We start from the raw sequence: 22,787 nt of genomic DNA, 5'->3' as shown, positions 1-22,787 counted from the left end.
GTTCAGAAAAAGTGCGAACATGATGATCGACTCTGCCCGCTATCCCCGCCTCGCGCGCATCCAGACGCCGGATGACCTGCGCACGTTCGACGAATCCGAATTGAGGGCGGTTGCCGACGAACTGCGCGCCTACCTCATTGAATCGGTGGGCAAGAGTGGCGGTCACTTCGCCGCCGGCCTGGGCGTGATCGAACTCACCGTGGCCCTGCACTACCTGTACCAGACACCGCACGACCAGCTGGTCTGGGACGTCGGCCATCAGACCTACCCGCACAAGATCCTGACCGGCCGCCGCGACGAAATCCACACCGTCAAGCAGAAGGACGGCATCGCGCCGTTCCCGAAGCGCGAGGAAAGCGAGTACGACACTTTTGGTGTCGGCCACTCCTCGACCTCGATCTCGGCCGCACTGGGCATGGCCATCGCCCGCCAGTCCGAAGGCGACGACCGCAAGATCGTGGCGGTGATCGGTGACGGCGCGATGACCGCCGGCATGGCGTTCGAAGCGCTGATGCACGCTGGCGGCATGGAGCCGGAGCCGAACCTGCTGGTGATCCTCAACGACAACAACATGTCGATCTCCGAGGCCGTGGGCGGCCTGACCAAGATGCTGGGCCGCGCCACCGGCAGCCGCACGCTCAACGCGCTGCGCGAAGGCGGCAAGAAGATTCTCGGTGACAAGAAGAACAACCCGGCACGCTTCGTGAAGCGCTGGGAAGAACACTGGAAGGGCATGTTCGTGCCCTCCACGATGTTCGAGGAAATGGGCTTCCACTACACCGGCCCGATCGACGGCCACGACATGCCCGCCCTGCTGTCCACGCTGAAGACGCTGCGCGCCTCCAAGGGCCCGAAGCTGCTGCATGTGATGACCACCAAGGGCAAGGGTTACGAGCCGGCCGAGGGCGACCAGATCGGTTACCACGCCGTGGGCCCGTTCGATCCGGACAAGGGGCTGGTGGCCAAGGCCGGGGCCAAGAAGCCGACCTACACCGATGTATTCAGCGACTGGCTGTGCGATGCCGCCGCCGCCGAGCCGCGCCTGTACGGCATCACCCCGGCGATGCGCGAAGGCTCCGGCCTGGTGCGTTTCAGCAAGGAATACCCGCAGCGCTATTTCGACGTTGCGATTGCCGAGCAGCATGCGGTCACCCTCGCCGCTGGCATGGCTACCCAGGGTGGCAAGCCGGTGGTGGCGATCTACTCGACCTTCCTGCAGCGCGCGTACGACCAGCTGGTACATGACGTGGCGATCCAGGACCTGGACGTGCTGTTCGCGATTGACCGCGCCGGCGTGGTCGGCCCGGACGGTGCGACCCATGCCGGCAACCTCGACCTGAGCTTCCTGCGCTGCGTGCCGAACCTGGTGGTGATGGCACCGTCCAACGAAGCCGAGTGCCGGCAGATGCTCAGCACCGGCCTGCAGCACCCGGGCCCGGCCGCCGTGCGCTACCCGCGCGGTACCGGCACCGGCGTTGCAGCCGGCACCGACCTGTCGACCCTGCCGATCGGCAAGGGCGAACTGCGCCTGCAGGGCAGCCGCATTGCCCTGCTCGCCTTCGGCAGCACCGTGGCCGCCGCCGAGCAGGTCGGCCGCGAACTGGGCCTGAGCGTGGTCAACATGCGTTTCATCAAGCCGCTGGACCGCGAGCTGGTGCTGGCTGTCGCCGCCCAGCACGAGGGCCTGGTGACGATCGAAGACAACGTGGTGGCCGGTGGCGCCGGCTCCGGTGTTGGTGAGCTGCTCAATGCCGAAGGCGTGCTGCGTCCGATCCTGCACCTGGGGCTGCCCGACAGCTACCAGCACCATGCCAGCCGCGAAGACCTGCTGGCCGAAGCCGGCATCGACGCCGCCGGCATCCGCGCTGCTGTGCTCAAGCGCTGGCCGCAGCTCGCCGCAGGTACCCCGCCGCTCAGCGCGGCAGGCTGAGGCCGATCACCACCCGGTAGATCCACACAGGGCGCAATGGGCGCGGACAGCGTCCGCACCCTCCAGGCTCGCAACGCGTAGATCCACGCCATGCGTGGATGATGGAATTCCGGGTGCCTGCCTTGGCAGGCACCCGCGCTCAGCCGTAACTGACCGCTTCGACGAATGCGCCGCTGGCTTCCACGCGCACGGACGCACGCTGACCGGTGTCGACAAAGTGCAGGCGGGCCAGGGTCTCGGCGAAGTCGTAGGCGCGGGCGCCATCGCGGAACTCGATCGGCTCCGGCCGGTCCGGATGCAGCACGCGCCACTGGCGCTGTTCGCATTGCAGGCGGATCAACATGCAGCTCACTCCTTGAGGCAGCGTATCGATGGCGACGGGATGCCCATGCCGGTTATGGCACACGGCACCGCTGGAATTCAGGGCACGCAACGTGCCCTGATCGCAGACAATACGGCGTTCAAAATGTGAGCTGTATCAGATTATTCTGATTTTCATGGGCTGAACCCGTAAAGGTCAGTTCACCTGGAACTGCGCCCGGCAGCCATCACTCACCCAGATGCCGCGGCGATCCCAGCCCCAGCTCTGGCCTTCGATGCAGGCGCTGCGTGAGTCCTGGCGGATCAGGCGCACACCCCGGCGGATGCGCGCATCGCAGTACTCCTGCCGATGTCCATTGGAATGGCAGGTGACCACATCGCCGCCGCCCCATCCGTTGCCATTGCCATTGCCCCAGCCGCCACCATTGCCACCCCAGCCGCCACCGCGGCGATATTCACCGACGAATTCGGCACGGCACCCCTGTGTGACCCAGACGCCGTTGCGCGACTGGCCCCAGGTCTCACCTTCCACACAGGGCGAACCGGACAACTGGCGGATCAACCGCGCGCGGCCGTCCAGGCGGCACTCATTGCTGCGGTTCTTGACCGACTCGCAGCGCACGATGCCGCTGCCATCGCGGCCACCATAGCGGTCGTCGTCATAGCCGTAGCCATAGCTCTGCGCCTGGGCGCCGCCGGCCGCCGCCAGCATCGGCAACAGGGTGCAGGCCAGGGTGCGCCAAGTGAGTGCCTTGCCCATCGAGATCTCCAGATGAATACGATGGCGCAAGCATCCGGGATTCACGGCCCGGCGCACAGAGGGGAGCGCAACGGCAGTTTTTCCCCATTCAAACAACGCAACCGGACCTGACTGGACCGCCGTGAGCTCATGGCCCCCCGTTTGCTGCCCCACTGGCCATGCCACCGGCATTGCCCAGGCGTTCCTCGAACGCATAGGCGAACAGCTCGGCATCATTGCTGATGCCCAGTTTCCTCATCGCCGAAATGCGTTGCCGGCTGATGGTACTGACGGTGCGCCGCAGCTGCCCGGCGATCTCTGTGATCGAAGGTCCCGACACATACAGCCGCAGAACTTCCAGCTCCTTGGGCGACAACACCGAAAGCGATCGCTCACGCCCACCCTCCTGCAGGCAGTGCGCCAACTGGGGGTCCAGGTAGATCCCCCCGCTCAACACGGTATCGACCGCCTTGCGGGTGCCATCCACGCAACTGCACTTCCACACCAGCCCGCGCACACCGGTACGCATTGCCATGTTCAAGGTAGTGGCGTTGGTGACCATCGTGACCAGGATCACCGGCACCTTGGGGTAATTGCGACTCAACGCCTGCAGCATCGCCTGGCCGTCCGAGCGGCCGACATCCGGCATCGAAAAATCAGTCACCACCAGATCCACCGGCTCTTCGGCCAGGATGGCCAGCAGGCTTTCTGCACATCGCGCCTCCGCCACCACGCGATGCTGCCCACCGGCCTCGATCACGATGCGCGTGCCAAGCAGGACCAAGGGATGGTCGTCCGCGATGGCAATTCGAGTGAGCATGCTGATTACCCGTAAATAGTCACGCTGCAATGCGCAGCGAAAACCCTAGTAATCATTCCGGGCAACGTCAACTTAACAATTAACCACTGCAATTGATTTCATTCAAGCAGAATCGCCAGCTTGTTTCCATTATTTGCATTCGCGACCACAAACACACGCCGCGCATAAACTTTCCCAATAGTTTCATTCCATAAATCCGGAAAGGCCGCTTACAAAGTCACCTCCGATCACTCGCTGCACTGGACACCCCATGGTCCGATTCCGTCGTCAATCGTTTGAGGATCTGCAAGAGCCCTTTGAAGCAGAGCCACTGGCGCCGGCCGCATTGCCAACTGCCGCATTGCCGTTCGTACAGCAGCTGCGACTGCATCTGGCGAGCGACAGCACGCCGTCGCGGCGGCCTGCCCATGCCGCGATCATTCACGACGGGTCCACCGTGTGCTGGCTGGACGCCAGGAACGACCGGATGATGACCACCGCACCCGCGCCGATCACGCTGACACTGCTGCAGAGACTACTGGGCGACGCAGACCCTCGACTGAGCCTGGTACCGGTGACACAGGAGGTCTTCGTGCAGCGTGCGACTGTGTGCAGCAATGTTCCGCTGCGCCTGACGCTGTGGAACGTTGGCCTGGTCACGGACGGGCACGGCGTGCCAATCCCGCCCCTGCACGACTACACGAAGTTGCGCCTGCGGCGTTGGCCAGACTTCCGCATCCTGGCCCATCGTCCCGATCACTTCCGACTGTGCGCGCTGCTGATCAAGCAGGGCGCGTCCGTGCGCGCATGCTGCGACATCCTCGATCTGCCACGCCAAACCGTGCAGTCGTTCTTCAACGCAGCGTTCCTCACCGCCTATGCCTTTCCCGTCGTGGGCGAGGACGCACCTGTGCGCCCCTCGCCCGCCGACGGCCTCGTCAATCTGTGGCGACAACTTCGCATCCGCTGGAGTGCATGACCGTGCGTGAGCACAAGATCGTAGTGATGGGCCCACTCGGCGCGGGCAAGTCCACCCTCGTGCAGACCCTGACCTGGGGCAAGGCCGTAGTGACCGAGGCCCGCAATACCGACCCTGCTGTGGGCAAGCAGTACACCACCGTAGCCATGGACTATGGCGACATCGACCTGCCGGGTGGCGACCGCCTGCGCCTGTATGGATCGCCCGGACAGGAACGTTTCTCTTACATCTGGCCGATCCTGCTGGCCGGTGCAGAAGGTGCCATCGTCCTGATCGATGGCAGCGCCAGCAAGGACAGTACGCTGGCGGGGCAGCACCTGAAGGCCATCGCAGACAACGCGCCGGGCCTGCCCGTGGTCATCGGTTTCACCCGATGCGGCAGCACCGATGATCCGGTACAGCCGCACTGGCAGCACTGGTTGCAGGACCATGCGCCACACCTGCCGGCATTGCCGCTGGATCCACGCGACATGGCGCAGGCCATCATGGCGATGGACCTGCTGATGAGCCAGATCGAATGCAATGCCACGGCGGCCGCCCATGAATGACATCGACCGCACATCGGCACTCGACGCGCTGGTACACGATGTCACCGGCATCCAGGCGCTCGTCGTGGCCAGCACTGATGGTTTCGCACTGGCCCAGGCCGGCCCGAAGGGCCACGTCGCCGATCGCCTGGCCGCGATGACCAGCTCGATGCTCGGCCTGGCCAGTGCGCTGGGTCGCGAACTGCACTTTGGTGAACTCGACACACTCATCCTCGATGCCGCCAACGGCAAGGTTCTGATGCTTGCCATTCCCGGAGCACAGCCCCGCCTATTGATGACCGCATGCGACCACAGCTGTGTCATCGGCAACGTGCTGTGGCATGCCAAGCAGTGCGTACGTGCCCTGACCGACAACCCGAACTGATGCATGCCCCTCTCACTGATCAGACGGCTCTTCAACTCTTCACACCCGCAACGGACCACTGAAATGAATATCGCCATCAACAAATGCCTGGACACGCTCATGCAGATCAACGGCGCACAAGCCGTTGCCCTGGTCGACTACGAAAGCGGCATGCTGCTCGGTGAAGCCGGCTCAGGCGTGGACATGGAACTGGCGGCCGCTGGAAACACCGAGGTGCTGCGCGCCAAGATGAAAGCGGCTGAAGCGCTGAAGCTCAACGACAGCATCGAGGACGTGCTGATCACCCTGGGTCGTGCGTACCACGTGCTGCGCCCGGTGTCGGCCAAGAAGGGCCTGTTCTTCTATGTGGTACTGGATCGGCAGAAGGCCAATCTTGCTCTCGCCCGGCGCATGGTGCTGGACGTGGAAAGCTCGCTGGCGCTGTAGCGCACGACAACGATAGCCAGGGGATGCGAATGCCGGGGCTGCTCTGGGGAGAGCGGCCCCGGCCTGTGGTTGCACCGCGCGCCCTTCTCGACAACGGGAGCCGCCCTCCATGCGCCCTCGATCAACCACACAGGCGGCACGTCGCCCCCGCCACTACCGGCCCTGGGTGTCGGTCTGCATCGTCGCCGGACTGACAGCCGTCTACGCGCTGCTGTTGTGCGCGCCCTCGGCAGATGACGCTACCGGCCGCACCCGGCCGCGCGACGCGGCCAGCGTGCTGGGCGGCGCCATCGCCGCCGTGGAAAGCAGTTACGCCAAAGGTGATCTCACCGTGACCGACCAGCACCTGGGTCTGCCTGCCAGCGCCGCGCATTGCGCGCACCTGCGCGCCGCGCTCCCCGACACCGGCCGCGCAGTGCTGACCTGTGATCTGCGCCAGGACGGCCGCCTGCAATGGTGGCGAACCCCTGCCGGAGAATGGCGATGCAATGCGGGCATGGCCGATGTGCAGGCAGTGCCTGTGCCATGCCCAACGCAATTGCGGCGCACTTTCTGATTATTCGCAAAACAGTCGCGCTGCCATTCAACACGTTCAACTTTACCAGTTCTTGAATATACCCACTGCCGTGCACGTGATTTCCTATGACTGCGCCACGAATGCTTGTTTCGGGGCCAGACCAACGAAACCACCACGCCACAGAGGATTATCATGAATACCGAAATCGGCCGTACACTCCACGCAGGCAAAAGCGCATCCCGGCAGAAGGGCTTTTCCCTTATTGAACTCATGGTGGTGGTGGCGATCATCGGTATTCTGGGGATGATTGCCCTGCCGCAGTATCAGCGGTTCTCGGCCAAGGCAAAGCTGGCCGCTGCCCTCGCAGAAGTCGCCGGTGGAAAAGTCGGCGTTGAATCACTCCTCGCCGAAGGCAGCACGATCACCTCGCCGGAATCGATTGGCTTGCCCGAGTCAAGCTCCCGCTGTACCTGGATTACGGTGACAAGCGATGTCACGAATGGAGCTACGAGCATCAACTGCGAGCTCAAGAGCGACGCTGCAATCGGCAGTGGCAGCCTGACCCTGGATCGCGACTGGCAGGGAGCCTGGCTCTGCAAGGGCGACATTCCGGACCGGAGCCTCCTTCCCCAGGCCTGCCTGAACTGATCGCACGCGCAAGCCCCTACATAGATCGCCGGGCCTGTATCCAGTTGCGCGCGTCTCTCCCATTGTGCGCGCCGGCCGCGATTCAAAGTTGATTTCCTCATGGAGGATCCTATGAAAAAGAAAATCTCAAGGGCCGGCCACGCGGTGAGGCGTACACATCGGCAACGAGGGTTTTCTCTGGTCGAACTCATGGTGGTCGTAGCCATCATTGCAGTTCTTTCCCTGATCGCAGTTCCGCAATACAAGAAGTTCTCTACCAAAGCCAAGCTGGCGGCGGCGTTGGCCGAACTGGCCGGCGGGAAGGCGGGAGTGGAGGCGTGGTTGGCCGAAGGAGGTGATCTCCTTGGCTCAGACAACCGCAAGCTGGGCCTGCCGGAGAGCAGCGAGCGCTGTGAAACCATCACGACGAGAATTGGTCCAGATGGCGACCTGGAAATCGATTGCCTGCTGCGGTTCGATACTGGCTACAACGTGGGGACATGGCGAAACAACCTGATGCTGATCAGGGATTCGGGCAGCCATGAATGGCGCTGCTGGACTGCCATCCCCTATTACGACCTCCTGCCCAAAGGCTGTGGCCCCGGCAATCCATAGCCTGCCATGCAGATACTTCAAGCTGTTCACGCTTTGCCGCTCCAGTCAGGCAGTGGCGCCTGCGAAAGCCGGCCGTCCCCCCTCCCCTCCCTCGTCATCGCCGATGCAAACCCCTGGATCCGACGCGAACTGATACGCAGACTCCGGCCCCATCTGGACGGCAGAACCCTCGGCGAAGCGCGCTCGCCCGCAGAGGTTCTGACCCAGATCGCCAGCCCGCGCTGCAACGTACTGATCATCGATCCCTGCATGCCGACTGTGGGCCAGGCCGACGGCATGCCCCTGCTGCGCCGCATCTGCTGCCTGCGCGGGGATCTGCTCATCCTCGTGCTGGCCCAACAGCCCTTGCGCGTACTGCAGGATCGCGCCCTGCCGGCACAGATCGGTCATGTCTATGCCAAAACGGTGAATCCATCGTGGCTGTGCCATGTCGTAAGCCAGGCACTGCGCGGGGGATCCTCCGGCGTTACGCCACCGGCGCAGGACGCAGGCCGGTAACCGGCCCCGAGGCGGTTGCCATCGCCTCGAAATGCACGGCATCCACGCTGCTGCCCAGCGCCTCCACGCGCACCGTGCTGCCCTGGCCGGTCCGGCGATGGTGGGCGCTGGCCAGGCCAACCGCGGCATCGAACGCTGCGGCCCCGGAGTTGAATGCTTCGGCGACGCCTGCGGCCGGATCCAACAGGGACCACTGCGCGGCACTGCACTTGACGGTAATGACCATGGGACGCTCCTTCTGGGATAGGCGCAGGGGGGCACCAGAGCCTCTGCTGATGCCGTCACCCTAGCCATGCCATCAGGGTGGTCCCATCAGAAAAGTACGAAAAGTCCGCGCCAGTGCGTCAGAACCCCACCTTCATCACATCCCTGAGTCCGTTTAGCTCGTTCATTCCGTGATCCTTGTCACGGAGTCAGCTGGGCTTCACACTACCATCATCAACAGGGGCCCCTTCCACATGCGCACCTTCTTCTCGCACCAGCGTTCGACGTTGCTGAAGTTCTATTTCGTGGCCAGCTATCTGATTCTGATCGAAGAGTTGGTCCGCGCCGCCGTGCATTGAGCGCTTGCTGACGGGCTATTTGCGACAGAAAATGTTGCTTTACGCACGGAGCTCGCGCATGAAGGTGCTTCTTCTGATTCCAGCGCTGCTGGTTCTGGCCGCATGCGCGAGCCCGGACAATGCAGCCCCGCGTGCCGACGGCAAGCCTTCGACCACCATGCCCAAGGTAGGCGGCGATCGCGACGCGCACGGCTGCATCGGCTCGGCCGGCTACCAGTGGTGCGAGCACAGCCAGCGCTGCGAGCGGCCCTGGGAGCTGGCACAGGCACACGGCCTGGCCAACAGCGCCGAGGCCATCGACGCGTACTGCGCCACGCCCGCCAGCCCGGCGCGCAAGTGAGCACGACCCGTCATGGCTGAGCTGAGTCCCCTGCCCGACCTCGCCCGTGGCCGGTATCGCCACTTCAAGGGCGGCGAATACGAAGTGATCGACATCGTCCGCAGCAGCGAGACGCTGGAGCCATTGGTGCTGTACCGCGCACTCTACGGCGAAGGTGGCCTGTGGGTACGCCCCTACCCGATGTTCGTCGAGCAGGTCCCAGGCAAACACGGCCCGCAGGCGCGTTTCGCACGCATCGACGATTGATCCGGCTCCCACCGGGCGGTGGCCGATGGTCGCGCCGATGACGCGATCCGGCTGCGCTACAATCATACCGTCCAGTCGGTTTCTTCCCATCATGTCCTCGCCCCCTCCCCGCTCGCGGCGCAAAGCGCCCGACAGCGTGCGCCAGTCATTGCTGCACGCCACCATTGCCGTGATTGGCCAGCACGGGCTGGCGGCACTGACCGTGCAGGATGTCGCGCGCGTGGCCGGGGTCAGCAAGGGCGCGTTGTTCCACCATTTCAGCAGCAAGCAGGCACTGGTCGATGAAGCCATCGGCGCACTCATCGGCGAATTCGAGGCGCGTGTGCGCGCGCTCCTGCAGGACGGCACGCCCGGCCACGGCTGCTTCAGCCGCGCCTATGTGCGGGCCAACTTCGAGCACCTGCTGCAGCAGGAACAGGACAACGACATCGGCCTGACCCTGGGCAACCTGATGGAGCCGGCCCTGCTGGCGCACTGGCGCGACTGGAAGCGCGCGATGCTGGCCGAGTTCCCCGGCGAAGCCGGCGATCCGCGCCTGTACGCGGCACGCTGCGCGGCCGATGGCTATTGGGCCACCGCCTATGGTCGGCCGCTGGACGAAGCAGAGCGCCTCAATGCGCTGGCGATGGCCGAGCAGGCCCTCAAGCTGTGCGACTCGCAGTGACCCGGAGCCCGCGATGAACCCCTATATCTACCTGGCCGCCGCCATCGTGCTGGAAGTGATTGCCACGTCGCTGCTGAAGGCCTCGGACGGCATGAGCCGGCTGTGGCCGACACTGGGCGCGCTGGTCGGCTACGGGCTGTGCTTCTACCTGCTGTCGGTCACCATGAAGTCGGTGCCGACCGGCATCGCCTATGCGATCTGGTCCGGCGTCGGCATCGTGCTGATCTCGCTGATCGGCCTGGTGGTGTTCAAGCAGCGGCTGGATGCAGCTGCGCTGGCCGGCATCGCGCTGATCTGCGCCGGCGTGCTGGTGATCAACCTGTTCTCGCGCAGCAGCGCGCACTGAACACGCTGCTGCGCGACAGGTGCTAGCTGACCTTCTTCGCCACGCTCATGCCGATCAGGAACAGCACCACGGCAATGATGATGCCGGCCCAGAACAGGAACTTGGCGATGCCCACAGCGGCACCGGCGATGCCGCCGAAGCCCAGCACGCCGGCGATGATGCCGATGATGGCGAAAATGATGGCCCACTTGATCATGTCAGTCCTTACCCCGCAGGGAACGCAAACGGTGTGATCAGGCTAGGCCGCAGCCGATGCGGCAGTCGTGAAAAGGCCGCGTGTGCGGCGTGAATCAGCGCGGCCGGAAGCGCAGCAGCGCCACCGCGAAGGCCAGGAACACGCCTCCCACCAGCCGCTCGAACCAGCGCCGTGCGAATGGCTTTGCAAGCCAACGACGCAGGCCGTGGCCACCGGCGGCGTACATCACGTACCAGAACAGTTCGCAGGCCGCGAAGGTCGCCACCAGCACGCTGTACTGCACGGCCTGGCTACGCGACGGATCAACGAACTGCGGCAGGAACGCCGCGGCGAACAACAACAGCTTGGGGTTGCTCAAGCCAACCCACAGGCCGCCACGGAATACCGTCGCTGCGCCATGTACCGGCGCCAGTGTGACCTCGGCAGCATCGGCCACCGCGGGTGCCGGGCGGCAACTGTCACGCCACGCCTTGATGCCAAGCCAGGCCAGGTAGGCCACACCGAGATAGCGCAGCACTTCGAATAGCATCGGCGAGGAGTGCAGCAACGCGCTCAGGCCCGCAGCGGATGCGGCCAGCACCAGCAGCATCGCCAGCAGGCAGCCGGCCATGGCCGGCACGCTGCCACGGAACCCCAGCCCGACGCTGCGCCCGAGGATGTGCAGCATGTTCGGCCCGGGCGTCCCGCACAGCACGAAGACCGTGGCCAGGAACCACCACCAGGTATGCAGGGCCATTGCCGGTTTCCACTTCAGAAGACGGCACCAGCATAGGGCGCCCATGCAGGACGCGGCACATACAGCGGGCGGTGGATGCGACGGTTACAGATGCCGGCGCCCGTGCACGGCAGCGCCACTGCCATCTGTGCTGCAATGGCAGTCTCTGGCTTGGAGCAGTGCATGAAGACCCTTGGCCTGATCGGCGGCATGAGCTGGGAAAGCTCGGCGCAGTACTACCGGCTCATCAACGAGGCGGTGCGGCATCGCCTCGGTGGCGCGCATTCGGCGCAACTGCTGCTGTGGTCGGTGGATTTCGCCGGCATCAAGCAGCTGCAGCACGACGGCCAATGGGATCTGCTGGGCAACCACATGCTCGATGCTGCACGGCGGCTGCAGGCCGGTGGCGCCGAGCTGCTGGTGATCTGCACCAACACCATGCACACGCTGGCCGGCCGGATCGAAGCCGGATGCCCGCTGCCCCTGCTGCATATCGCGGACCCGACCGCCGCGGCGATCCTGCAGGCCGGCATCCGCAAGGTGGGACTGCTCGGCACCGCCTTCACCATGGAGCAGGCGTTCTACCGCGACCGGCTGCAGGACCGCTTCGGGCTGGAGGTACTGGTTCCGGAGGCCGATGATCGCCGCAGCGTGCACGACATCATCTACCAGGAGCTGATCTGCGGCGTGGTCAGCGAGCATTCGCGGCAGGCGTACGCCGGCGTGATCGCGCGCCTGGTTGCACGCGGCGCCGAAGCGATCATCCTCGGCTGTACCGAAATCATGTTGCTGGTCCGCGCCGAGGACAGCCCGGTGCCGCTGTTCGACACCACCACCCTGCACGCCCTGGCGGCGGTGGATGCGGCACTGGCCTGACCCTGCGCGCTGTCAGTCTTCGCCCTGCACTTCCAGTGCGGTGATCAACCAGTCGACCACGGCCTGCGAATCACACAGGAAGAAGATGGCATCGCCCGAACGCGCCTCGGTCAGCAGCCGATAGACGGTAATCGCCACTGCCGACTGGTTGGCGATGAATACCTCCGGGCTGCGCGGTCCCTCGCTGTGGCCGGCCACGGCATGCAGCGCCTTGCGCGCAGCCACGGTGGCGGGCGGGTCCGCGCTGCGGGCCAGTTCCGGCCCGCGCAGGCCCCACGCAATGAACACATGCTTGCCCTTGAACGTGGTGTCCAGGACACGCACCTGCCCGGCCTCTGCGCCAGCCGAGCGATGAATGACGGTACTGCTGATCAACGCAACCCCCTGTGGTCGTCGTGGTCCGCGCATCCTCCTCCACACGCCGGCTGCACGCCAGTGACGGCAGCCACAGGCTGGGCCGGCAAGCGTGGGAGAGATGTAAGAAGGTGTAAGCCGATGCGATCGGATGTGCCGCGATGATAAGGGATGTAAGGCTCTGCATGGGCCGGTGCACACTACTAAATCCCCACTGAGCCAACGCCGGAACGATCCGTTCCGATGGCCCCGGGCTGGTCCATTCTTGCGGCCCGTTCCCCTGCCGAGGCCCCCCATGACCCATCGCCTGTTGCTGCCGATTGCCCTCCCCACCATGGCCCTGCTGCTGGCCGCCACCACGGTGGCCGCCCAGGATTACGACAGCGATCCCATTGCGCCGCTGCGCTGCGAATCGCAGTTCAACAAGACCCAGCAGTGCCCAATCGAAGGCCGCATGCGCCTGGCCAGGCAGCTGTCGGTCACCCGCTGCGTAGAGGACCAGAACTGGGGCCAGAGCCGCCGCATGCTCTGGGTCACCGACGGCTGTCGCGCCGAGTTCGTGGCCGACGGACAGGGACGCGGCCGCTGGCCGGGGCGCGGCCGGGACCGTGACCGCGATGACGATGGCGAGCGCCTGGTCTGCGAGTCCTACGAGCAGAAGGACAAGGAATGCCGCATCCGTGTGCGCCACGAGGTACGCCTGGTCAAGCAGAAGTCGGTGACACCGTGCGTCGAGGATCGCAACTGGGGCTGGGACCGCCGCGGCGTGTGGGTCAGCGACGGCTGCCGTGCCGAGTTCCGTGTGTATTGACTGCCGACCACACGCTGGCTGTGGCGGATGCGCAGACACGGCCGACGCGATCGATAGACTGGGCGCACCCAGCCCAGGAGCCTTCGATGGTGCCGCCCGATCCCTCCTCGACGATGTTGCACATCCGCGAGGCAATGCCCGCCGACGTTTCCGCGTTGATCGCGCTCGACAGCGTTGCGGTCCACGATCCGCAACGCGCACGGCAGATCAGCGACTGGCAGGCCCGTGGTGGCATGCACGTGGCCGAATGGGCCGGTCAGCTGGCCGGTTACCTGGTCATCCACCATCACTTCTTCGGCGAAGCCTTCGTCGAGATGCTGATGGTGGCGCGCGAACAACGCAGCCAGGGCGTCGGCGCCGCCCTGCTGCGCCATGCCATCGCGCTGCACGGCCACGGCAGGCTGTTCACTTCGACCAATGCTTCCAATACCGGCATGCAACGCCTGCTCGCCGCTTCGGGTTTCATCGACAGCGGCATCGTGCACGGATTGGACGAAGGCGATCCGGAGCTGCTCTACCGCTTTGCCGGCAGCTGATCGAGATACGTGGCCACCTTGGCGTCCAGCAGGTCCATCAACAGCGGATCCATGCAGCGATAGTCGTCGGGGATATCCAGGCAATGCAGGCGCTTGTATTCCAGCAGGCGCGCATACGCGGCCTGCAGGCGATGCTGGTGCTTGGCCTCCATCACGAAAATGACATCGGCCCAGCGGATATCCGCCGGGCCGATGAGGCGTCGTGCATGCGGGCTGGTGCCGGCCGACAGCGCAGCGAAGCCGGGTCGCCGTCGCCACATGGCTTCGGCGGTCGGGCTGCGCAGCTGGTTGCGGCTGCAGACGAACAGCAGGTTGATCATTCCTGTTCCTGCAGTTGGCGGGCGCTGAGGACCGGATAGGTGAAGCCCAGCTGGCGTGCGCGCGCGAGCTTGGCATCGCGCGTATACAGCAGCTTCCAGTTCTTCTCGGGCTTGTAGCTGTAGGCGGTCGTGGCGCGGTCGCCACCACGGTTGCGAGCCTGGCTGCGACGCCAGGCACGGTTTCTTGCAGAATCCATGATGTGTTCTCGTGAGTACCGGGTTCAGCAGCCGCGGTAGTACGAGTGGCGCGCAGCATACACCGCACGCACAAAAAAGCCCACGCATCGCTGCGCGGGCTTCTTGATTCATCACAGTGGTCGGGACGGCCGGATTCGAACCGACGACCCTCTGCCCCCCAGGCAGATGCGCTACCAGGCTGCGCTACGCCCCGACTGATGCTGCGATGTGCCCGCCACTGCGGCGGGCCGTGAAGTATAGCGGATTACGATGGAAATGGGATCAGCGGCGCAGCAACTGCAGCACTTCTTCCAGCTCCATGCGCACCTGCTTGATGATCTGGTTGCTCAGCGCCGATTCCTCGCGGGCATCGGGGCCGTCCAGACGCAGGCGTGCACCACCGATCGTGTAGCCCTGTTCGTACAGCAGGCTGCGGATCTGCCGCACCATCAGCACGTCGTGGCGCTGGTAGTAGCGGCGGTTGCCTCGGCGCTTGGCCGGCTCAAGGCTGGGAAACTCGGTTTCCCAGTAGCGCAGGACATGCGGCTTGACGTCGCACAGCTCGCTGACTTCACCGATGGTGAAGTAGCGCTTGGCCGGGATCGGCGGTAGTTCGCGGTTACTGCCCGGATCCAGCATAAGCTTCCACCCTCTCCTTGAGCTTCTGGCCCGGACGGAAGGTGACCACCGTACGGGCGGAAATCGGAATTTCCTCGCCGGTCTTGGGGTTGCGACCCGGGCGCTGGTTCTTGCGCCGCAGATCGAAATTGCCGAAGCCCGACAGCTTCACCTGACGTCCCTGTTCCAATGCTTCACGCAGCACATCGAAAAACGCGTCGACGAATTCCTTGGCTTCCCGCTTGTTCAGACCGACTTCGTCGAACAGCTTTTCCGCCATCTCCGCCTTGGTCAATGCCATTGCCTGCTACCCCCGAGTGCTGCCCGCTCAGCCGCGGATCCGGGCGTGGTGTTCACGCTCGATGGCAGTGACCGCCTCGGCCACCACCGCATCCACGTCGCGGTCCGTCAGAGTGCGCGACTTGTCCTGCAAAATCAAGCCCATAGCGAGACTCTTGAATCCCGGCTCGACGCCCTGGCCGACGTAACGGTCGAACAGGTTCAGGTCGCGCAGCAGCGGGCCGGCGGCCTGGCGGACGGTGGCCGCCAGATCGGCCCAGGCCACCTGTTCAGGCACCAGGAATGCCAGGTCGCGACGCACCGCCGGGAAGCGCGACAGTTCGCCGGCGCGCGGCAGTCGGCGGGCGGTCAGCGGCTCCAGGTCCAGCTCGAAGGCGTAGACGTCGGCTTCGATATCCATCGCCCGGGTCAGGCGCGGGTGGATCTGGCCGATCCAGCCGATCGCCACGCCATCGCGGAACACCTCGGCCGAACGCGCCGGGTGGCCGTAGGCGCGGACGGACGGGCGGAACTCCAGTTGCGCGCCACTGGCGGCCGCCAGCGATTCCAGGTCGCCCTTCAGGTCATGGAAGTCGACCTTGCGGGTCGGCAGGCCCCACTGCACCGCCTGCGCCTCACCGCAGACCGCAGCGGCCACGCGCGGGGTTTCCAGCGGTGCCGGCTGGCCGTCTCCGGCCTGCTGGGCGAACACGCGGCCGAGCTCGAACAGACGCACGCGGCCCAACTGGCGGGCGGCGTTGCGGCCCAACGTGGCGACCAGGCCCGGCAGCAGCGACGGGCGCATCACCGCCAGTTCGGCCGACAGCGGGTTGGCCAGCGGCACCAGGCCGTCGCGCAGCTGCCACTGGGTCAGCAGCGCGTCGTCGACGAAGGCGAAATTGACGGTTTCCTGCTGGTCACGGGCGATCAGCTGGCGGCGCACGCTCAGCGCGTCCAGCTGGGTCTCGCTCGGCATCGCCACGCGCGAGGCACCGCCCGGCAGCGTGGTCGGGATCTGCTCGTAACCGTGGATGCGGGCCAGCTCTTCGATCAGGTCTTCTTCGATGGCGATGTCGAAGCGGCGGCTCGGCGCGACCACCTGCCAGCCGTCGGCGGCGGCGACCACGTCCATGCCCAGCGCGCGCAGGATGCGCTCGACTTCCGCATCGTCGATGGTGATGCCGAGCACGCGGGTGATGCGGGCGCGGCGCAGCACGATGGTCGCCGGGTGCGGCAGATCGGCTTCACGCACGGCCTCGGTGACCGGTGCCGGGGTACCGCCGGCCAGGTCCAGCACCAGGCGGGTGGCGTACTCGATCGCGGTGCGCGGCAGCGCCGGATCGACGCCGCGCTCGAAGCGATGACCGGCATCGGTGTGCAGGCCAAGCTTGCGGCCACGACCCATGATCGCGGCCGGCGCGAAGTGCGCGGCTTCCAGGAACACGGCGGTGGTCGCGTCGGTGACGCGGGTGTCGAAGCCGCCCATCAGGCCGGCCAGGCCGACCGCGCGGTCAGCGTCGGTGACCACCAGGAAGCTGTCGTCCAGCGCAGCATCGCGGCCGTCCAGCAGCTTCAGCGTCTCGCCCGCGCGCGAACGCCGCACGGCGATGCTGCCCTGCAGGGTGCCCAGGTCGTAGGCGTGCATCGGCTGGCCCAGCTCCAGCATCACATACTGGGTGATGTCGACCAGCAGCGAGACCGGACGCACGCCACTGCGGCGCAGGCGCTCGGCCATCCACAACGGGGTCCTGGCGGCAGCATTGACGCCTTCGATGACACGGCCCAGGTAACGCGGCGCTTCGGCGCCGGCGTCGAGCTGGATGCCCAGCTCACGGCTGCCGACTGCCGGAATGGCGTCGGCAGCGAAGTCCAGCACTTCACTGCGGGTGGCGGCGGCGACGTCGTAGGCGATGCCGCGCAGGCTGAAGCAGTCGGCGCGGTTCGGGGTCAGCTTGATCTCGATGCTGGCATCCGGCAGGCCCAGGTACGCGACCAGGGTCTGGCCGACCGGTGCGTCGTCGGGCAGTTCCAGCAGGCCGGAAGCATCGTTGTCCAGGCCCAGTTCCTTGGCCGAGCACAGCATGCCGTTGGACTCGACGCCACGCAGCTTGGCCGGCTTGATCTTCAGCTCGCCGATCTGCGCACCGACCATCGCCAGCGGCGCGACCAGGCCCGGGCGCGCGTTCGGGGCGCCGCACACGATCTGCAGCAGTTCGCCCTGCCCGGCATCAACCCTGCACACCTGCAGGCGATCTGCTTCCGGATGGCGCACCGCATCGACGATGCGTGCCACGACCACGTGGTCGAGGCCTTCGCCCAGCGCGGTCACGTCTTCCACTTCCAGGCCGATGGCGGTCAGCACTGCACTCAGTTCATCGCGCGAAGCGCTGGTCGGGACGTGGCTGCGCAGCCAGTTTTCGGAGAATTTCATGGTGTCATCCTGGTGGGCCCGGCGCATGCGCCTGGGCCTGCGAATTTGGGAGCAGCCGAGCATGGCTCGGCCCTACACGGTTGCGGCTTACGCGAACTGTTTCAGGAACCGCACATCGTTCTCGAAGAACGCACGCAGGTCGTTGACGCCGTAGCGCAGCATTGCAAAGCGCTCCACGCCCATGCCGAAGGCGAAGCCGGTGTAGCGCTCCGGATCGATGCCGACGTTGCGCAGCACGTTCGGATGGACCATGCCGCAGCCCAGCACTTCCAGCCAGCGGGTGCTGCCATCGGGCTGCTGCCAGGCGATGTCCACTTCCGCGCCCGGCTCAACGAACGGGAAATAGCTGGGGCGGAAGCGCATTTCGAAATCGCGCTCGAAGAAGGCGCGCACGAACTCCGCCAGCGTGCCCTTCAGGTCGGCGAAGGTCGAATGCTCGTCCACCAGCAGGCCTTCCACCTGATGGAACATCGGCGAATGGGTCTGGTCGCTGTCGCTGCGGTACACCTTGCCGGCGGCGATCATGCGCAGCGGCGGCGCGTGGTCACCCATGTAGCGCACCTGCACGCCGGAGGTGTGCGTGCGCAGCAGGCGGCCGTCGCCGAAGTAGAAGGTGTCGTGCATGGCGCGCGCCGGATGGTGCGGCGGGAAGTTCAGCGCCTCGAAGTTGTGCCAGTCGTCCTCGATCTCCGGCCCTTCCGACAGCTCGTAGCCCAGCCGGCCGAAGATGCCGGTGATGCGCTCCAGGGTGCGGGTGATCGGATGCAGGCCGGCGCGGTCGCCGTTGCGACCCGGCAGGGTGATGTCGATGGCTTCGGCGGCCAGGCGTGCATCCAGTGCCGCGTCCTCCAGCAGCGCCTTGCGCTCGCCGAGCGCGCGGGTCAGCGCGTCGCGGGCCTGGTTGATCGCTTCACCGGCGGCCTTGCGCTCGTCGGCCGGCAGGGCGCCGAGCTGCTTGAGCTGCGAGGTGATGCTGCCACTCTTGCCAAGCAGGGCCACGCGCAGCTGTTCCAGCACGTCGGGGCTCTGTGCGGCGGCCACATCGGCCAGCGCCTGGGTGGTGAGGGATTGGATGTCGCTCATGGGGGGCCGGAACTCCAGTCGATCTGCCATCGCGATGCGCGAAGGGCCGACCCCTGTCGCCACCGCCGTCCCCGCGCTGCCGCCATGGCCTCGCCGGGACCCAAAAAAGAATGGGGAAGGACTTGCGCCCTTCCCCATGCATTGCCTTGACCTGACACCGTTCCGGATGAACGGTTACGGCATCGGGAAGGACTTATGCCGCCAGCGCGCCCTTGGCCTTTTCGGCCAGCGCAGCAAAACCGGCTGCGTCGTGCACGGCGATGTCAGCCAGGACCTTGCGGTCCAGGGTGATGCCGGCCTTCAGCAGACCGTTCATGAAGCGGCTGTAGCTCAGGCCGTTGATGCGGGCAGCCGCATTGATACGGGTGATCCACAGCGAACGGAAGTTGCGCTTCTTCTGCTTACGGCCGATGTAGGCGTACTGCTGTGCCTTGATGACCGCCTGCTTGGCGACGCGGAAGACCTTGCGGCGGGCGTTGTAATAGCCCTTGGCGAGATCCAGAATCTTCTTGTGGCGGCGACGCGCCTGTACGCCACGCTTAACTCGTGCCATTTTTCAGTTCCTCAGAGGTAAGGGAGCATGCGGTCCAGACGGCCTGCGTCTTCTGCACGGACATGGCCCGTCTGACGCAGATTACGCTTACGCTTGGTCGCTTTCTTCGTGAGGATGTGGCTACGGTTGGCGTGGCCGCACTTGTACTTGCCCGAGGCGGTCTTGCGGAAACGCTTGGCCGCTGCCCGGTTGGTCTTGATCTTGGGCATTGCAATGTCCTTGATGGGATTTGACCCTGGTTTCTGACTGATCTGGCGGCGGCCTGGGCCGCTCTTTCCGTCCTGCCATGATCGGCGTACGACCCGTCCTGGGTGGGTCGAGCCGGGCATGATACAGGCAAAACCGCCCTGCCACCAGCCCCAGCCCCCCCTTGCGCCGGCATTTCACCGGCATCCTGCAAAAGCAAAGGGACGCCAGTGGCGTCCCCTTACCCTGAACCATTCAGCCAGGCGCCCCGGAAGGCGGCCCGTCAGGCCTCAGGTCTTCTTCTTCGGCGCGATCATCATGACCATCTGACGCCCTTCCAGGCGCGGACGGGATTCAATGACGATGTCCTCGCCCAGATCGGTCTCGATCCGGTTGGCCATTTCGCGACCCAGTTCCTGGTGGCTCATTTCACGGCCACGGAAACGGATGTTGACCTTGATCTTGTCGCCTTCTTCAAGGAACCCGCGCATCTTGCGCAGCTTGATCTGGTAGTCGCCCTCGTCCGTGACCGGACGGAACTTCACTTCCTTGATCTCGACCTGCTTGGTCTTCTTCTTGGCCTCGCTGGCCTTCTTCTGCGCTTCGAACTTGAACTTGCCGAAGTCCATGATCTTGCAGACCGGCGGATCGGCCTGCGGCTGGATTTCGACCAGGTCCAGGCCTTCATCTTCGGCCATGGACAGCGCTTCGTCGCGCGACAACACGCCGATCATTTCTCCGTCACTGCCGATCACGCGGACGCGCGGCACACGGATTTCCTGATTCTTGCGGTTCTGTTTGTTGTCAGGGGTGCTGATATTACGTTCTCCCAAGGGTATCGAACCGGTCCGGGTGCCTGTGCCCCCGGACCGGACCTTTGCTTACGCGCCCTCGGCCTGGAGCCGCTCGATGAAGGCCTGCAGGCTCATGCTGCCCAGGTCTTCGCCAGAACGCGTACGCACCGCCACAGCCCCATTTTCCTTCTCGCGGTCACCAATGACCAGCAGGTAGGGCACGCGCTGCAACGTATGCTCGCGGATTTTATAGCCGATCTTCTCGTTACGCAAATCCGAGCTGACGCGGAAGCCTTGCTCCGCAAGGGTTTTGGTCACGCCCGAGACGTAGTCGGCCTGGGCGTCGGTGATGTTGGCCACCACCACCTGGGTCGGCGCCAGCCAGGCCGGGAACTGGCCGGCATGGTGCTCGATCAGGATGCCCAGGAAGCGCTCCATCGAGCCGACGATGGCGCGGTGCAGCATGACCGGATGCTTCTTCTGGCTGTTCTCATCCACGTACTCGGCGCCCAGGCGGCCCGGCATCATGAAGTCGACCTGCATGGTGCCCAGCTGCCAGGTACGGCCGATGGCGTCCTTCAGGTGGTACTCGATCTTCGGGCCGTAGAAGGCGCCCTCGCCCGGCAGCTCCTGCCATTCCACGCCACAGGCGGACAGCGCCGAACGCAGTGCGCCCTCGGCCTTGTCCCAGGTCGCGTCGTCGCCCAGGCGCGATTCCGGACGCAGCGCGATCTTGATCTGGATCTCGTCGAAGCCGAAGTGCTGGTAGACCGCCAGCGCCTGCTGGTGGAACGCGGTCACTTCCGATTCGATCTGGCTCTCGGTGCAGAACACGTGGCCGTCGTCCTGGGTGAAACCACGCACGCGCAGGATGCCGTGCAGCGCGCCGGACGGCTCGTTGCGGTGGCAGGAACCGAACTCACCGTAGCGGATCGGCAGGTCGCGGTAGCTGTGCAGGCCCTGGTTGAACACCTGGATGTGGCCCGGGCAGTTCATCGGCTTGACCGCGTAGGTGCGCTTCTCCGACTCGGTGAAGAACATGTTGTCCTGGTAGTTGTCCCAGTGGCCGGACTTCTTCCACAGGCTCACGTCCAGGATCTGCGGGCAGCGCACTTCGCCGTAGCCGCTGCTGCGGTAGACCTTGCGCATGTACTGCTCGACCACCTGCCACAACGCCCAGCCCTTCGGGTGCCAGAACACCAGGCCCGGCGCCTCTTCCTGCAGGTGGAACAGGTCCTGCTGCTTGCCGATGCGGCGGTGGTCGCGCATCTCGGCTTCCTCGATGCGCTTGATGTACGCCTCGAGCTGCTTCTTGTCGGCCCAGGCGGTGCCGTAGATGCGCTGCAGCTGTTCGTTCTGCGCATCGCCGCGCCAGTAGGCGCCGGAGATGCGGGTCAGCTTGAAGGCCTTCAGGAAGCGCGTGTTCGGCACGTGCGGGCCGCGGCACATGTCCACGTATTCCTGGTGGTAGTACATGCCCATCGCCTGGATGTCGTCGGACATGTCCTCGATCAGGCGCAGCTTGTAGTCCTCGCCACGGGCCTTGAAGATCTCGATCACTTCGGCGCGCGGCGTCATCTTCTTGATGACGTCGTAATCCTGGGCGATCAGCTCACCCATGCGCTTCTCGATCGCGGCCATGTCGTCCGGGGTGAACGGGCGCTCGGAATAGATGTCGTAGTAGAAGCCCTCGGCGATCACCGGGCCGATCACCATCTTCACGTCCGGGTACAGCTGCTTGACGGCGTGGCCGACCAGATGGGCGCAGGAGTGGCGGATGATCTCCACGCCCTCCTCGTCCTTGGCGGTGATGATGCGCAGGCTGGCATCGTGGTCGATGACGTCACTGGCATCGACCAGCACGCCATCGACCGAGCCGGCGATGGTGGCCTTGGCCAGGCCGGCACCGATCGACTGGGCGACGTCCATGACGCTGACGGGGTTTTCGAACTCGCGGCGGCTGCCGTCGGGAAGGGTAATGTTGATCATCGCATTGGCTTCGTGCGGGGCCCGCTGGGCGGGCTGGAAAGCGTTCCCGGGCCATTGCCCGGGCAATAAAAAAGCGCCGCGAGGGCGCCTGGAACACAGGGCCTTCGGGGGCAGGTCAACAGTGGGCGGTGGTAGTGCTCATGTCGCACGCTCGGCCGGCGCTGGGCGCGGGCCACCTTGTTCCAGTCAGGGTTCTGCGACGATCTTAAACCAGCACACCGGAAAGCCCAAGGCCTACCGTACGGTCCGCTGAATGGTCCTCGCTGGCGGCGTGAAAACGCAATGATTACCATGTCCGCGCAGCCCGCCCCGTGCCAGCCTGCCCGCTTCCCCCCAGGACCTCGTGA

Annotated in this window: 33 protein-coding genes and 1 tRNA gene; 15 read left to right on the top strand and 19 right to left on the bottom strand. The window is 65.2% G+C overall.

Features of this window, described 5'->3' with window-relative positions:
• The first annotated feature begins 22 nt into the window (after positions 1-22).
• A complete protein-coding gene (gene dxs / locus VG556_RS08245; protein WP_032956193.1) occupies positions 23-1,930 on the top strand; it encodes a 1-deoxy-D-xylulose-5-phosphate synthase in 1,908 nt (635 codons plus the stop codon).
• Between the two features lie 139 nt (positions 1,931-2,069).
• Here dxs and VG556_RS08240 read toward each other — a convergent pair whose 3' ends face one another.
• The 3 genes from VG556_RS08240 to VG556_RS08230 form a co-directional block, all read right to left on the bottom strand.
• The gene (locus VG556_RS08240; protein ID WP_100450356.1) at positions 2,070-2,273 is read right to left on the bottom strand and encodes a hypothetical protein; all 204 of its coding nucleotides are present in this window, start codon (positions 2,271-2,273) and stop codon (positions 2,070-2,072) included.
• A gap of 174 nt (positions 2,274-2,447) precedes the next feature.
• The gene (locus tag VG556_RS08235) at positions 2,448-3,011 is read right to left on the bottom strand and encodes a DUF3011 domain-containing protein (RefSeq protein ID WP_032956176.1); all 564 of its coding nucleotides are present in this window, start codon (positions 3,009-3,011) and stop codon (positions 2,448-2,450) included.
• Positions 3,012-3,138: 127 nt separating this feature from the next.
• The gene (locus VG556_RS08230) at positions 3,139-3,840 is read right to left on the bottom strand and encodes a response regulator transcription factor (protein ID WP_230374570.1); all 702 of its coding nucleotides are present in this window, start codon (positions 3,838-3,840) and stop codon (positions 3,139-3,141) included.
• A 220-nt stretch (positions 3,841-4,060) separates the two neighbouring features.
• On the opposite strand from VG556_RS08230, the gene VG556_RS08225 reads away from it, so the two are divergent.
• The 7 genes from VG556_RS08225 (at position 4,061) to VG556_RS08195 (ending at position 7,865) form a co-directional block, all read left to right on the top strand.
• Positions 4,061-4,768, top strand: a complete 708-nt coding sequence (locus VG556_RS08225; protein ID WP_100450357.1) for a hypothetical protein — start codon at positions 4,061-4,063, stop codon at positions 4,766-4,768.
• Positions 4,765-5,316 (top strand): GTP-binding protein, encoded by a 552-nt coding sequence (locus VG556_RS08220; RefSeq protein ID WP_100450358.1) that lies wholly within the window; start codon positions 4,765-4,767, stop codon positions 5,314-5,316. The genes VG556_RS08225 and VG556_RS08220 overlap by 4 nt, the downstream gene beginning before the upstream one ends.
• Positions 5,309-5,680, top strand: coding sequence for a roadblock/LC7 domain-containing protein (locus VG556_RS08215; protein WP_075076309.1), 372 nt, complete (start codon positions 5,309-5,311; stop codon positions 5,678-5,680). The genes VG556_RS08220 and VG556_RS08215 overlap by 8 nt, the downstream gene beginning before the upstream one ends.
• Positions 5,681-5,743: 63 nt before the next feature.
• Positions 5,744-6,106 carry a hypothetical protein gene (locus VG556_RS08210; protein WP_049413645.1) on the top strand — a complete coding sequence of 121 codons (363 nt, stop codon included), beginning with the start codon at positions 5,744-5,746 and terminating at the stop codon, positions 6,104-6,106.
• Between the two features lie 166 nt (positions 6,107-6,272).
• On the top strand, positions 6,273-6,662 hold the full coding sequence (locus tag VG556_RS08205; RefSeq protein ID WP_238381471.1) for a pilin: 390 nt from the start codon (positions 6,273-6,275) through the stop codon (positions 6,660-6,662).
• Between the two features lie 153 nt (positions 6,663-6,815).
• Positions 6,816-7,271 (top strand): pilin, encoded by a 456-nt coding sequence (locus tag VG556_RS08200; protein ID WP_111144239.1) that lies wholly within the window; start codon positions 6,816-6,818, stop codon positions 7,269-7,271.
• Between the two features lie 111 nt (positions 7,272-7,382).
• Positions 7,383-7,865: a pilin gene (locus VG556_RS08195; protein WP_100450361.1), complete on the top strand. Its 483-nt coding sequence runs from the start codon at positions 7,383-7,385 to the stop codon at positions 7,863-7,865.
• A gap of 45 nt (positions 7,866-7,910) precedes the next feature.
• On the opposite strand, the gene VG556_RS08190 is transcribed toward VG556_RS08195, so the two are convergent.
• Complete coding sequence (locus VG556_RS08190) at positions 7,911-8,294, bottom strand: hypothetical protein (RefSeq protein WP_162292855.1); 384 nt, start codon at positions 8,292-8,294, stop codon at positions 7,911-7,913.
• Positions 8,295-8,331: 37 nt separating this feature from the next.
• Positions 8,332-8,589: a hypothetical protein gene (locus VG556_RS08185; RefSeq protein ID WP_061478083.1), complete on the bottom strand. Its 258-nt coding sequence runs from the start codon at positions 8,587-8,589 to the stop codon at positions 8,332-8,334.
• 395 nt (positions 8,590-8,984) lie between these two features.
• Between VG556_RS08185 and VG556_RS08180 the strand changes: the two genes are divergently transcribed.
• The 4 genes from VG556_RS08180 to VG556_RS08165 all read left to right on the top strand — a co-directional run bounded on the left by VG556_RS08180 (position 8,985) and on the right by VG556_RS08165 (position 10,522).
• On the top strand, positions 8,985-9,266 hold the full coding sequence (locus VG556_RS08180; protein ID WP_014647838.1) for a hypothetical protein: 282 nt from the start codon (positions 8,985-8,987) through the stop codon (positions 9,264-9,266).
• Positions 9,267-9,278: 12 nt separating this feature from the next.
• Entirely contained in the window at positions 9,279-9,512 is a 234-nt protein-coding gene (locus VG556_RS08175) for a DUF1653 domain-containing protein (RefSeq protein WP_014647839.1), read from the top strand.
• A 91-nt stretch (positions 9,513-9,603) separates the two neighbouring features.
• A complete protein-coding gene (locus VG556_RS08170) occupies positions 9,604-10,176 on the top strand; it encodes a TetR/AcrR family transcriptional regulator (protein ID WP_100450362.1) in 573 nt (190 codons plus the stop codon).
• A 13-nt stretch (positions 10,177-10,189) separates the two neighbouring features.
• Entirely contained in the window at positions 10,190-10,522 is a 333-nt protein-coding gene (locus VG556_RS08165) for an SMR family transporter (RefSeq protein WP_014647841.1), read from the top strand.
• Between the two features lie 22 nt (positions 10,523-10,544).
• Here the strand turns inward: VG556_RS08165 and VG556_RS08160 are convergent, their stop codons facing one another.
• On the bottom strand, positions 10,545-10,718 hold the full coding sequence (locus VG556_RS08160) for a DUF1328 domain-containing protein (protein WP_005417836.1): 174 nt from the start codon (positions 10,716-10,718) through the stop codon (positions 10,545-10,547).
• A gap of 94 nt (positions 10,719-10,812) precedes the next feature.
• Complete coding sequence (locus VG556_RS08155) at positions 10,813-11,454, bottom strand: LysE family translocator (RefSeq protein ID WP_100450363.1); 642 nt, start codon at positions 11,452-11,454, stop codon at positions 10,813-10,815.
• A gap of 162 nt (positions 11,455-11,616) precedes the next feature.
• Here VG556_RS08155 and VG556_RS08150 point away from each other — a divergent pair, with 162 nt between their 5' ends.
• Positions 11,617-12,309, top strand: a complete 693-nt coding sequence (locus VG556_RS08150; protein ID WP_032956186.1) for an aspartate/glutamate racemase family protein — start codon at positions 11,617-11,619, stop codon at positions 12,307-12,309.
• A 12-nt stretch (positions 12,310-12,321) separates the two neighbouring features.
• Here the strand turns inward: VG556_RS08150 and VG556_RS08145 are convergent, their stop codons facing one another.
• Positions 12,322-12,717, bottom strand: coding sequence for a hypothetical protein (locus VG556_RS08145; protein ID WP_032956187.1), 396 nt, complete (start codon positions 12,715-12,717; stop codon positions 12,322-12,324).
• A gap of 241 nt (positions 12,718-12,958) precedes the next feature.
• Between VG556_RS08145 and VG556_RS08140 the strand changes: the two genes are divergently transcribed.
• Positions 12,959-13,474, top strand: coding sequence for a DUF3011 domain-containing protein (locus tag VG556_RS08140; RefSeq protein ID WP_100450364.1), 516 nt, complete (start codon positions 12,959-12,961; stop codon positions 13,472-13,474).
• An 86-nt stretch (positions 13,475-13,560) separates the two neighbouring features.
• A complete protein-coding gene (locus VG556_RS08135) occupies positions 13,561-14,010 on the top strand; it encodes a GNAT family N-acetyltransferase (protein ID WP_032957620.1) in 450 nt (149 codons plus the stop codon).
• On the opposite strand, the gene VG556_RS08130 is transcribed toward VG556_RS08135, so the two are convergent.
• The 11 genes from VG556_RS08130 to thrS all read right to left on the bottom strand — a co-directional run bounded on the left by VG556_RS08130 (position 13,989) and on the right by thrS (position 22,440).
• Positions 13,989-14,330, bottom strand: a complete 342-nt coding sequence (locus VG556_RS08130) for a low molecular weight protein tyrosine phosphatase family protein (protein WP_049405016.1) — start codon at positions 14,328-14,330, stop codon at positions 13,989-13,991. The two genes, VG556_RS08135 and VG556_RS08130, sit on opposite strands and share 22 nt — an antisense overlap.
• A complete protein-coding gene (locus VG556_RS08125) occupies positions 14,327-14,527 on the bottom strand; it encodes a hypothetical protein (RefSeq protein WP_014647847.1) in 201 nt (66 codons plus the stop codon). Before VG556_RS08125 ends, VG556_RS08130 begins: the two co-directional genes overlap by 4 nt.
• A gap of 117 nt (positions 14,528-14,644) precedes the next feature.
• Positions 14,645-14,721: transfer RNA gene (locus tag VG556_RS08120), tRNA-Pro, on the bottom strand.
• A gap of 68 nt (positions 14,722-14,789) precedes the next feature.
• Positions 14,790-15,146 (bottom strand): MerR family transcriptional regulator, encoded by a 357-nt coding sequence (locus VG556_RS08115; RefSeq protein WP_005410431.1) that lies wholly within the window; start codon positions 15,144-15,146, stop codon positions 14,790-14,792.
• On the bottom strand, positions 15,127-15,426 hold the full coding sequence (locus tag VG556_RS08110; protein WP_005410432.1) for an integration host factor subunit alpha: 300 nt from the start codon (positions 15,424-15,426) through the stop codon (positions 15,127-15,129). The genes VG556_RS08115 and VG556_RS08110 overlap by 20 nt, the downstream gene beginning before the upstream one ends.
• A gap of 27 nt (positions 15,427-15,453) precedes the next feature.
• Positions 15,454-17,835, bottom strand: coding sequence for a phenylalanine--tRNA ligase subunit beta (gene pheT, locus VG556_RS08105; protein ID WP_100450407.1), 2,382 nt, complete (start codon positions 17,833-17,835; stop codon positions 15,454-15,456).
• 87 nt (positions 17,836-17,922) lie between these two features.
• Positions 17,923-18,918 (bottom strand): phenylalanine--tRNA ligase subunit alpha, encoded by a 996-nt coding sequence (locus VG556_RS08100; RefSeq protein WP_005417865.1) that lies wholly within the window; start codon positions 18,916-18,918, stop codon positions 17,923-17,925.
• A gap of 193 nt (positions 18,919-19,111) precedes the next feature.
• On the bottom strand, positions 19,112-19,471 hold the full coding sequence (gene rplT / locus VG556_RS08095; protein WP_005410435.1) for a 50S ribosomal protein L20: 360 nt from the start codon (positions 19,469-19,471) through the stop codon (positions 19,112-19,114).
• Between the two features lie 11 nt (positions 19,472-19,482).
• Positions 19,483-19,680 (bottom strand): 50S ribosomal protein L35, encoded by a 198-nt coding sequence (gene rpmI, locus VG556_RS08090; RefSeq protein ID WP_005410436.1) that lies wholly within the window; start codon positions 19,678-19,680, stop codon positions 19,483-19,485.
• 267 nt (positions 19,681-19,947) lie between these two features.
• Positions 19,948-20,490 carry a translation initiation factor IF-3 gene (gene infC, locus VG556_RS08085; RefSeq protein ID WP_079222586.1) on the bottom strand — a complete coding sequence of 181 codons (543 nt, stop codon included), beginning with the start codon at positions 20,488-20,490 and terminating at the stop codon, positions 19,948-19,950.
• Between the two features lie 48 nt (positions 20,491-20,538).
• Positions 20,539-22,440 (bottom strand): threonine--tRNA ligase, encoded by a 1,902-nt coding sequence (gene thrS / locus VG556_RS08080; protein ID WP_032957627.1) that lies wholly within the window; start codon positions 22,438-22,440, stop codon positions 20,539-20,541.
• Positions 22,441-22,787 lie beyond the last annotated feature (347 nt).

It is taken from the genome of Stenotrophomonas sp. CASM106 (assembly GCF_049384825.1).
Classification (GTDB): Bacteria; Pseudomonadota; Gammaproteobacteria; order Xanthomonadales; family Xanthomonadaceae; genus Stenotrophomonas; species Stenotrophomonas muris.
Note: the sequence above shows the minus strand (reverse complement) of the source record. Positions and strands in the feature narration are given on the sequence as shown.